General features: G+C 61.5%; 7 protein-coding genes. All 7 read right to left on the minus strand.

Annotation, left to right across the window (positions count from 1 at the left end; all coding sequences use genetic code 11):
* Positions 1–13 precede the first annotated feature (13 nt).
* Positions 14–1639, minus strand: coding sequence for an NADP-dependent glyceraldehyde-3-phosphate dehydrogenase (locus BM300_RS18270; protein ID WP_092143139.1), 1626 nt, complete (start codon positions 1637–1639; stop codon positions 14–16).
* Positions 1640–1836: 197 nt separating this feature from the next.
* Positions 1837–2751 carry an autotransporter domain-containing protein gene (locus BM300_RS18275; RefSeq protein ID WP_092463490.1) on the minus strand — a complete coding sequence of 305 codons (915 nt, stop codon included), beginning with the start codon at positions 2749–2751 and terminating at the stop codon, positions 1837–1839.
* A gap of 294 nt (positions 2752–3045) precedes the next feature.
* A complete protein-coding gene (locus BM300_RS18280) occupies positions 3046–5505 on the minus strand; it encodes an autotransporter family protein (RefSeq protein WP_092463492.1) in 2460 nt (819 codons plus the stop codon).
* A 387-nt stretch (positions 5506–5892) separates the two neighbouring features.
* A complete protein-coding gene (locus BM300_RS18285; RefSeq protein WP_219737683.1) occupies positions 5893–6657 on the minus strand; it encodes an endonuclease/exonuclease/phosphatase family protein in 765 nt (254 codons plus the stop codon).
* A 204-nt stretch (positions 6658–6861) separates the two neighbouring features.
* Positions 6862–7626 carry a PIG-L deacetylase family protein gene (locus BM300_RS18290; protein WP_092143148.1) on the minus strand — a complete coding sequence of 255 codons (765 nt, stop codon included), beginning with the start codon at positions 7624–7626 and terminating at the stop codon, positions 6862–6864.
* A 250-nt stretch (positions 7627–7876) separates the two neighbouring features.
* Complete coding sequence (glgX, locus tag BM300_RS18295) at positions 7877–10036, minus strand: glycogen debranching protein GlgX (protein WP_092463494.1); 2160 nt, start codon at positions 10034–10036, stop codon at positions 7877–7879.
* A 229-nt stretch (positions 10037–10265) separates the two neighbouring features.
* The gene (locus BM300_RS18300; RefSeq protein ID WP_063321168.1) at positions 10266–10619 is read right to left on the minus strand and encodes a DUF2934 domain-containing protein; all 354 of its coding nucleotides are present in this window, start codon (positions 10617–10619) and stop codon (positions 10266–10268) included.
* Positions 10620–10624: the final 5 nt, after the last annotated feature.

A 10624-nucleotide genomic window follows, 5' to 3' on the forward strand; every position in this document is an offset into this window, starting at 1 on the left:
GTTCGGGCGTGGATCAGAAGATGTAGTCAGTGGTCAGGAAGTTGGAATCGCGCTCACGGATGATGTCGCTGATCAACGCCTTGTTGTTCTCCTGGAACTTGGTTGCCACCAGCGTGCGGATGGAAAAGGTGCGCAGTGCATCGTGGACCGACAAGGTACCCTCGGCCGAATTCTTCCGGCCATTGAACGGGAACGTGTCCGGGCCACGTTGGCACTGGGCGTTGATGTTGATGCGTCCGACCTGGTTGGCGAAGGTGTCCACCAGCTTGCCGACTTGTGCCGGGTTGGTGCCGAAAATGCTGAGCTGCTGGCCGAAGTCGGACTCCAGTACGTAATCGATGACGGTATTGAGGTCGCGGTACGGCACGATGGGCACGACCGGACCGAACTGTTCCTCATGGTAGACCCGCATCGCTGTGTTCACTGGGTACAGCACCGCGGGGTAGAAAAACGAGCTTCGCGACTCGCCGCCATGGGCATTCTTCACTTCTGCACCTTTGGCGAGTGCATCGGCGACCAGCGAATGCAAGTAATCGACTTTGCTCGCTTCGGGCAGCGGCGTCAGCGCCACACCGTCCTCCCAGGGCATGCCAGGTTTCAGGGTGGCGAGCCTGGCGTTGAACTTCTCGATGAACGCCGGCGCCACATCCTCATGGACAAACAGAATTTTCAGCGCTGTGCAGCGCTGGCCGTTGAATGACAGCGAGCCGGTCAGCGCCTCGTTGACCGCGTTGTCCAGGTCGACGTCCGGCAGCACCAGGCCAGGGTTCTTCGCATCCAGCCCCAGGGCCGCGCGCAAGCGGTGTGGCCGTGGATGGAGCTTCTTCAGGTCACTGGCCGCTTTGTTGGTGCCGATAAAGGCGAAGATGTCGATCTTGCCGCTGGCCATCAGCGCGCTGACCGTTTCGCGGCCGCTGCCGTAGATCACGTTGATCACGCCCGCCGGGAAGCTGTCGCGGAAAGCTTCCAGCAACGGCCGCACCAGCAGGACGCCGAGCTTGGCCGGCTTGAACACCACGGTGTTGCCCATGATCAAGGCCGGGATCAGCGTGGTGAAGGTTTCGTTCAGCGGGTAGTTATAGGGGCCCATGCACAAGGCCACGCCCAGGGGCACGCGTCGGATCTGCCCCAGGGTGTCCTGTTCCAGCTCGAAGCGGCTGGAGCGCCGGTCCAGCTCCTTGAGGGCGTTGATGGTGTCGACGATGTAGTCGCAGGTGCGGTCGAACTCCTTCTGGGAGTCCTTGAGATTCTTGCCGATCTCCCACATCAGCAACTTGACCACGGCCTCGCGTTGCTCGCGCATGCGTGCCAGGAAGGTTTCCACATGGCGGATGCGCTCGGCAACGCGCATCGTCGGCCACTGGCCCTGGCCGCGATCGTAAGCCCGCACGGCAGCATCCAGGGCGGTGAGGGCGGTCTCGGCATCCAGCAGCGGCGTGCTGCCGAGAATCACTTGTTCATCGCCCAGCTCACCCGTCAGGTAAACGGGGCTGCGGACGACGGCCAGTGGCCCTTGCCAGGTTTCCAGGACGCCGTCGACCAGGTATTCACGCTGTTCGATCCGGCCTTCGAGGCGGTAGGCCGGCGGGATGTCGGTGGCGCTGGGAAAAAGGTTGGCGAGGAAGGGGACGGTGGTCATGTCGTTACTCCATCAATGAAATGAGCCAGGGCAGACGGCTTGCAGGTATAAATCGCTTTTAGCGTTATACGCCTTAATGGAGGTGTTTTTTAAGTGGGCGGCAGTTTGCTTGTGCCGGACTTATGCAGGAGCCGCCTCACTTCGCTCGACAGCTCCCACAGGCCCAGCCTTGGAAAGCGGTGGGCGTTATCAGCGACTCACCAGCGCATCCGCACGCCCATGCTGGTAATGATGCCATTGAGGTCGTTGTCGTCGACGTCACTGCTGTAATCGGCGCTGACATACAGGCTGACCGCCGGCGTGACCCGGGCGACCAGGCCCAGGCCGACTTCGACGGTGGAGGATTTTCGGCTGCTGCTGATCTTGTCGACCTTGTCCAGGGACACCGTGCTGGCGTCCTGGACGGTGTGCCACAGGTTGGTTCGCAGGTAAGGCTCCACACCGAGGCCGTTGACCTGGTAGTTACCCTTGAGGCGTGCGCCAACGCGGCCGCTCCAACTGCTCAGTTCATCGCCGGTGCCGCTCTCGGCATTCGGCGTATCGAGGGTGATGCGCTGGTTGATCAGTTGCGCCTGGGGTTCGACCACCCAGTGGGTGCTGATGCCAATAGGGAAGCCACCTTCGACCGACAGCGTCACCGCATGGCCTTCGGTGGCCTGGCGCTGGCCTTGTTCGGTGCGGCTGTAGCCATTGATCCGGCCGCCGCTGGCGCTCAGGTCGACGTGCCAGCCCGCGGGACCGGTCAGGCTCCAGTAGGCGCCGAGGCTCGAACCTTTCAGGTTGACGGCATCTTTGTCCGGGTCGGCCAGCGCGGGCATCACCAACAGGCCGCCGCCGGTTGAAGTGATCTGCTGTTGCCCAGTGATCAGTCCCATGCGCTGGGTATGACCGTCGCCGTTTCGCACTGTGAACAGGGCGGGGCTTTTGCCGGAAGCAGGCTCGCTTCCAGCCAGTGCGGTATTGAGGTGGGTGGATGATGTTCGGTCGTACCAGGGCTGCACGGTCTCCTCGGCAGGCCAGGCCTGGACCTCCATGGATGAAAGCAGCAGCAACGATGTCGAGACGGTATGGAAAGTGGTGGTGAGCGCTTGTGGACGGAGGGAAGTTTTCATGGGGGCCTGCCTTGCAATCGCATGCGTTTCTCGCTTTTTGGCGTCTCTCCTACCCCGAATGAGGGGCGACCGAATGGATTGAGGCAAGCCTCTGGCGGCCCGTGTTGGCGGGTTCCAGAGGCCTGCCCCTGACTGTATTTCCGGGGGTAGTACGGTGTAGTCAAGAAGACCGATGGCGGCGCGTCAAGAAAATGAACGATGAATGGCAAGATGAAATCAGCGCTAATAAAGCGCTGATTTCAATTGGTTATTGTGGTGGGTATTCGGGCGTCAAACCTCTGTCGTAGACCCTGTCTACCAACTGATCCGAAAACCGACGTTGCCCATGACACTGTGTTGCTGGTTGCTGTCGAGGTTTTGGCTATAGTTCGCGCCGGCGTACATGGCGACGCTGGGCGCCAGGCTCACGGTGACGCCAATCCCGAGGTCGCCGGTGGAGGCCCGCTGTTGGGTCTCGACCCGTTCGGTGTCGTCGAATATCACCGAGTCGGTGCCGGAAAACGTATGCCAGAGGTTGGCGCGCAGATACGGTTCCACGGGCATGCCGCTGACCTGGTAGCGGCCCTTGAGGCGCGCACCGAGGCGGCCGGTCCAGGCACCGTCGGAATCGAATTCGACCTTGGAGACCCCATCGTTTTGCGTATCCAGGGAGACCTTTTGGTAGATGATCTGGGCCTGGGGTTCAAAGTCCCAGTCAGCGGTCACCTTGAAGGGGTAGCCGGTCTCCGCCGAAGCGGTCAAGGCGTGCCCGCGATTGTCGATTTTCAGGCCGCGCTCGGAACGGTTGTCGCCGTTCAATCGCGTGCCCATCACCACGGTGTCGACGTAGCCGCCGTTGGGGTCGGTGAGCGTCCAGTAGAGCCCGTAGCTGTCGCCGTCGAGTTCTATCTTGCCGGCGTGTCGGCCTTCGAAACCCAGGTTGAAGCCTTTGACATTACCGTTCAATTCCGTGTGCCCGACGAAGAAGCCAATGCGCTGGGTCTGGCCGCCGGACAGAAGCGAACTGTATAGGTCGTTGCCCACCTGGAACCCTTTGATCGACCCATCGAACTGCGGCGTCACCGTACCGGCCCAGGTTTTATCCAGGTCTACGCCATAGACCCGACCCCAACCCGCGCCGAACGCGCCGGTTTCCGTGAGCAGGCGCTGGTCACCCTGGCGGTCATGGAACGTACCGAGGGCCATCAACGTCAATTGCGCCGCCGCCGGAGGCAGCACCGACCAGGTCGGCACTTCTGGGCGATACAACGGGATGGGGGCGGCGCCGGGCACTGCGGTTGGCAAGGGCGGTAGCGTCGGGACGGGGGGCGCGCCCGGCGCGGGGGGCGCCGTCGGGATGGGCGCCGCTACCGGTCCGGCGACCACAGTGGAGCGCAGGTACCAGTTGTTTTGATTACCCGTCACGCCGCCTTTGAACAGGCGGTAATCGAACGCGCCGGCCGAGACGGATTGCGCCAGAGAAAAGGCATCGATGTTACTGACCGCGCCTCCCTGGGCCTGGACCACTTCGATGCCATCCTGAGTCGTCAGTGCGCCCGTGCCGCCCAGGTTCGTGACTGTAATGGCGGTATTGCCGGTGAGCGTCCCGCCGTTGACCACCAGCTTGTCGCTGGCGGAGCCATCGGCGCCGATTGCCGTTTGCACGTGTAACTGGCCGTTGTCGCCGACGTAGTTACCCTGGACGGTGAGGGTATCGATGGTGCGGTTGTTGCCCTGGGTAAGGTCTATCGTGCCGGCATTGTTGAGCGTCGCCAGTTGACCGGCAGTAAAAGGGGCGACAACGCCTTGGGTCGCCGTCAGCGTGCTGCCGCTCTCGATGTTGAGCGTCCCGGTGCCGGTGGCGCTGTCACCCAACGTCAGTGTGTCATCAAGGTCCAGTTGCGAGCCTTGGGTGAGGCTGACCGTTTCCCAATTGAGGTAACGGGCGCCGGTGCTGGAGGTGCTGCCTTCAAAGGTCAGGACGTCTTGGCCCAATCCGCCATTCACGCTGGGGGTGATGCTCAGCCCGGTCTCATCGAGGTTGCTCAACAGCGCCGTGTCGCTGCCGTCACCCATCAAAATAGCCGAGTGAATGAGGCCACCGCTCCACTGCAACTGGTCGTCGCCGGCACTGGCCCGGACCTCGCCGAGGATTTCGCCGCCGCTGACGGTAATGCTGTCGTTGCCGCCGCTGACGCTGACATTGCCGCCGATGCGTCCGGCGGAGAGGATGATGGTGTCCTGGCCGAAACCGGTCACCAGGTTGCCAATGATCTGCCCGCCTGACATATCGAAAACGTTGTCATCGAGCTTCATGTCGACCCGGCCGATCGTGCCGCCGGTCATCTGCGCAACGTCGCCGTCTTCGAACGCGTCGACGATGGTGCCGCCGGTCATCAAGAACGTATCGAGACCGTCACCTTGTGCCAGGGACAGGATCCTGCCGCCATTCATGATGAAGTCGTCCACGCCGGAGCCTTGCTGGACATCACCGTCAATCAAGCCGTTGGCATTGATCACGATGCGGTCGACGCCGGCACCGAATGTGACGTCGCCGCTAATGACACCACTGCCGTTGGCGGGCATGGTCAGGCTGTTGTTACCCGAAAGGTCCGTCAGCCCGGGGCTGGTGCCGCTGTCGCAGACATAAGCGTCATCGCCTGCGGTTGGCGTCAGCGTGCAAGCGGCCATGGTGGCCGGGACGGGTAACAGGAAGGGGGCTGATATCCACACAGCGTTGAACAGCCGATTGAATCCTCTATCGTGCCGAATCATGTGCTATCCCTCTGCATCGGCATCTCGTAAATGCCGGTTTCAGCATCGGTTGCACAACAGATGGCACACAGGGCCTGGCAACGCTCGCTGTATGGGATGGCACCCTAGCAATGAAAAACCAGCGTCGCTACTGTCAGAACTTACAGGTCCGCGGGCAGAAAGAGCAGAAAAGGCCCGCTCTACAAATTAATCCCGTTCACTTAAGGCCATCGACAAACCCGTGGCGAGGGAGCTTGCTCCCGCTGGGCTGCGAAGCGGCCCCTGAACCTGCCAAATGCGCAGCATCAGACACACCGCACCCGCCGGTTTACGACTGCTTCGCAGCCGAGCGGGAGCAAGCTCCCTCGCCACAGGTCCATCATTTTCTTAAGTGAACAGCATTACGCTCTACAAATGCACTTCCACCGAAAGCGGCAGGTGATCGCTCAGGTGCGTCCACGGTTTGTTGCCCAGGATTTGCGGGGCATGGCTGCTGGCGTTGCGCAGATAAATACGGTCCAGGCGCAACAGCGGGAAGCGGGCTGGATAGGTCCTGGCGGGGCGACCATGGTGGTGCTCGAAGGCTTCATGCAGATAGCCACGGCGGGCGAGGGCGAGGTTGCCACGCAGCTGCCAGTCATTGAAGTCGCCGGCAATGATCACCGGGGCGTCCTCGGGCAGCGAATCGAGCAGTTGGCAGAGCAGTTTGAGCTGCAATTGGCGATGGCTTTCCAGAAGACTCAAGTGCACGCAGATCCCATGGACAGCGGCGTGCCCGGGCACATCCAGCACACAGTGCAACAACCCGCGCCGCTCCGGGCCGGTGATGGACACATCGAGATTGCGAAACTGGCGGATCGGGTATTTGGAGAGCAGGGCGTTGCCATGGTGGCCATCGGGGTAGACGGCATTGCGGCCGTAGGCGAAGTCGCTCCACATGCTGTCGGCGAGGAATTCGTACTGGGATGTCTGGGGCCAGTTGTCGTAGCGTGACGCGTGTCGGTCATGTTCGCCCAGCACCTCTTGCAGGAACACCAGGTCGGCGCCGGTACTGCGCACCGCTTCGCGCAATTCGGGCAGGATGAAGCGACGGTTGAGGGCGGTGAAACCCTTGTGGGTATTGACCGTCAGGATTCGCAGCCGATGAACCGCCGCAGGCAGCTCCGATGGCATTGGTTCGACGGCCCGCCAATCGGGATCTTGAGTCACGTTCCCTCCTGAATCAGACGTACCTGTTCATGCGACTGACCCAAGGCGTCGGCAGTTCCGGATTTTTCGTGTCCTTGCCGTGCCGAGCGCTATCGCGAGCAAGCTCGCGAAAGCGGTGTATCCGAACCACCACCATCACGAACAAGCCCAGTTCCTACAGGCACGTGTTCAGATGAAGACAATTTCATACGGCATACCCATCCGATCCAGGATAACCCGGGGCACCAGCGGGGCGATGCCGCTCGCCGGTTCGCCGTTGAGTTGGCTGACGTAAGCGTACATGGCGTGACGCTTGCGGGCGGTAGTCCAGACATCCAGGCGCAGTTTACGGGCCCGGTGCCAGGGGATCTTATTTTGCTCACGGACCGGCCAGTGCCAGGCCCATACCGGTAGTTCGTTGAACGCCACCCCGATCCTGTCGGCGGCCAGGGCCCCGGCGCGCCCGACGGTCTCGTGGTCGCTGTCGCCATCCTGGCGCCAGGTGCTGAACACCACGTCACCGGGGCGCAGATGACGTGCAATGAAGTCGGTGAGCTCGGCCTCGTGTTCGGTCAAGGCCTTTTCCGGGAAGCCACCGCGTACCCATTGCAGGCCATGGGCTGCTATGCCCAGGCGATGCAGGGCGTCCACGCTTTCCTGCGGGTGAGGGCGGTGTGTACGCAGGCGCTCATCGGTCCACAACGGTGAACCGGGATGGATCAGGGCTCCATCGGAGACCGAGATCAGTAACATGGGCTGATCAAGATTGTTCAGCAACTGCAGCAATCCGCCACAGGCACCGATCTCATCACCCGGATGCGGGGAGAGGACGACCGCGCGGGCACCGGCGGGAATGAGCGTCTGGGTACTGATAATCGGGATATCGGCCAGTTGCGCAGCGCTGTTCCAGATTTGCGGATGCTGCCGGCCAGGCAAGCGAGAGGCGGGTTTCATGAGAGACATCCTTGTGTGTATTCAATCTTTCAGCCATCTACCGGGCCTACTGTCCGATGACGCCCGCGTGGGTATGGCTGCGATTCACAGCGCTCCGAATCCTGGAGACTACCGCATGTGAAGTATTGACCATGTCGGCCGATTCGTCTTGCGAGATGTGTGTCTGAACTGCACTTTTTTCTTAAAACTGGGCTGTGTGCAGCGAAAAACCGCGTCCTTGCGGTCTCTCTGGCGGTTTACAACCGGTACTTCATTCCTCGTCTTCGCGTTGCAGCTCAAACAGCAGCAGCGAGCGCCCGGTGACGGAATATTCGGAATCGAAATCGAAGCGCTCTTGTCCTCGAACGGTCGGCTGGTTGGTGTCGACCATGCAGGTCCAGAAACTGCCTTCGGGGACTTCCGGCAAGCGGAAGTTGACGATGTCATGGTGGGCGTTGACCACCAGTAGCAGCGTTGCATCGCCGGCCTTGCGTCGAATGCCGGTCTCCTGGGCGCGGCCGTCCATCAGCATGCCGAGGCAGCGACCATGGCTGTCCTGCCATTGCTCAATGGTCATTTCGCTGCCGTCCGGGGCCAGCCAGGTCACGTCCTTGACGCCGATGTCCTCGTTGTAGTTACCCACCAGGAACCGCCCGCGTCGCAGGATCGGATAGGTCAGGCGCAACTTGATCAGGCGCTTGACGAACTTGAGCAGCGTCGCGCCATCCTCGCTCAGGTCCCAATTGATCCAACCGATCTCGCTGTCCTGGCAATAGGCGTTGTTATTGCCGTGCTGGGTACGGGCGAATTCGTCGCCGGCGACGATCATCGGCGTGCCTTGGGCCAGCAGCAGGGTAGCGAAGAAGTTGCGCATCTGCCGATGACGCAGCGCGTTGATCTCTGGATCGTCCGTCGGCCCTTCGACGCCATGGTTCCAGGACAGGTTGTTATTGCTGCCATCCTGGTTGTTCTCGTCGTTGGCCTCGTTGTGCTTGTCGTTGTACGACACCAGGTCATGCAAGGTGAAACCGTCATGGGCGGTGATGAAGTTCACCGAGGCGTACGGACGCCGACCACGCTGGTTGAACATCTCGCCCGAGGCCGTCATTCGGCTGGCGAAATCGGCAAGCTGGCCGTCGTCGCCCTTCCAGAAGGCCCGCACCGTGTCGCGGAACTTGTCGTTCCATTCGACCCAGCCCGGCGGGAAGCGTCCCACCTGGTAGCCCCCGGGGCCGCAGTCCCAAGGCTCGGCGATCATTTTTACCTGGCGCAGCACCGGGTCCTGGCGGCAGGCCACAAGGAAGCTGTGGCGCTCATCGAAGCCGTCATGGTAGCGGCCCAGAATGGTCGCCAGGTCGAAGCGGAAGCCATCGACGTGCATCTCCGTGGCCCAATAGCGCAGGGAGTCGGTGACCATTTGCAGAACGCAAGGATGGCTCAGGTCCAGGGTATTACCGGTGCCGGAATCGTTGATGTAGTAGCGTTTGTCGTCGGGCATCAGCCGGTAGTACGAGGCGTTATCGATGCCGCGCATGGACAGGGTGGGCCCCTGTTCGTTGCCTTCGGCGGTGTGGTTGTAGACCACGTCGAGGATGACTTCCAGGTTGGCCTCGTGCAGGTGGGCGACCATCTCCTTGAACTCGGCGATCTTGCCGCTGGCCAGGTAACGTGGGTCCGGGGCAAAGAAGGCGATGCTGTTGTAACCCCAGTAGTTGGTCATGCCTTTGTGCAGCAGGTGCTGGTCATTGACGAAGGCATGGATGGGCAGCAGTTCCACCGAAGAGACACCCAGCTTGCGGATATGCTCCAGCACATCATCGACCATCAGCCCGGCGAACGTACCACGCAGGTTCTCAGGCACCGAAGGGTGACGCATGGTGAGGCCGCGCACGTGGGTCTCATACAGGATGGTCTTGTCCCAGGGGACGCTGACGCGATGGTCGTGGCCCCAGGTGTGCGCAGGGTCGATGACTTTGCACTTGGGGACGAACGGGGCGCTGTCGCGCTCATCGAAACTGAGGTCGCCATCGGGATGGCCGATGGTGTAGCCGAAGAGGGCTTCGGACCACTTCAACTGGCCGACCAGTTGCTTGGCATACGGGTCGATCAGCAGCTTGTTGGGGTTGAAGCGGTGGCCGTTCGCCGGGTCGTATGGGCCGTAGACCCGGTAGCCATAGATCAAGCCCGGGTGGGCATCCGGCAAATAGCCGTGGTAAATCTCGTCGGTGTACTCCGGCAGTTCGATGCGTTCGAGTTCGACTTCGCCGGCATCGTCGAAAATGCACAGTTCGACCTTGGTGGCGTTGGCTGAAAACAGCGCGAAATTGACCCCGAGGCCATCCCAGGTTGCACCCAGTGGAAAAGGCAGCCCTTCACGAATCCGCGAAGCCTCGATCACGGGCGGCGGCGTGTTTTTTTTTGGACGGGTCATAGTTGCTCCTGCAAAAGACAGACAGATTCAGCGATGCGATTCACTTGGGGTGGGTGGCTCCACCCTTCACCTGTGACGAGGGGATTTGTCCCCGCTATGCGGGACAACAGTTGTTTCTCTGTGGGAGCAAGGCTTGCCCGCGATGAAGCGATGCGCGCCTGCTGAAATCGACGCGCCTGTTTCGCGAGCAGGCGTTGCTCCCATCTGACGAGGAGACCGATAGGATCAATCAAACAGCCGGCGGCTTGCGCGGTGCCCGGGGCTTCTTGTCCGCTGTTTTGTTGGCGGGTGGCACTACTGCTGCAGTCGCTGCGGAGGGTTTGGCCGCAGGCTTGGCCTTGGGGGACGTGTTTTTTGCGGCAGTCTTGGCCGTGGCGCTCTTGGCGGCAGCAGGCTTGGCGCCATCGGTTTTGCTGGCCGCTGGTTTGCTCGCCGCCTTGGGTGGCTTGCTCGGCGCCAGCGCTTCGGCTTCGGCCAGTTTGCGCGCCATCTCCCAGTGGCGTTTCTCCTGCCCGGCGGGCTTACCCTCGGACTCCCAGATCTGATAGGCGAATTCGCGAATGCGTTTATCGTCGGTACTCATCGCAG

This window comes from Pseudomonas sp. NFACC46-3 (assembly GCF_900114515.1).
GTDB lineage: Bacteria > Pseudomonadota > Gammaproteobacteria > Pseudomonadales > Pseudomonadaceae > Aquipseudomonas > Aquipseudomonas fluorescens_Q.

What these genes read in the sequence shown, in the direction of transcription:
- BM300_RS18280 (WP_092463492.1), bottom strand. Translation starts at nt 5,505, where the DNA reads ATGATTCGGCACGATAGAGGATTCAATCGGCTGTTCAACGCTGTGTGG.
- BM300_RS18275 (WP_092463490.1), bottom strand. Translation starts at nt 2,751, where the DNA reads ATGAAAACTTCCCTCCGTCCACAAGCGCTCACCACCACTTTCCATACC.
- BM300_RS18285 (WP_219737683.1), bottom strand. Translation starts at nt 6,657, where the DNA reads ATGCCATCGGAGCTGCCTGCGGCGGTTCATCGGCTGCGAATCCTGACG.
- BM300_RS18300 (WP_063321168.1), bottom strand. Translation starts at nt 10,619, where the DNA reads ATGAGTACCGACGATAAACGCATTCGCGAATTCGCCTATCAGATCTGG.
- glgX (WP_092463494.1), bottom strand. Translation starts at nt 10,036, where the DNA reads ATGACCCGTCCAAAAAAAAACACGCCGCCGCCCGTGATCGAGGCTTCG.
- BM300_RS18270 (WP_092143139.1), bottom strand. Translation starts at nt 1,639, where the DNA reads ATGACCACCGTCCCCTTCCTCGCCAACCTTTTTCCCAGCGCCACCGAC.
- BM300_RS18290 (WP_092143148.1), bottom strand. Translation starts at nt 7,626, where the DNA reads ATGAAACCCGCCTCTCGCTTGCCTGGCCGGCAGCATCCGCAAATCTGG.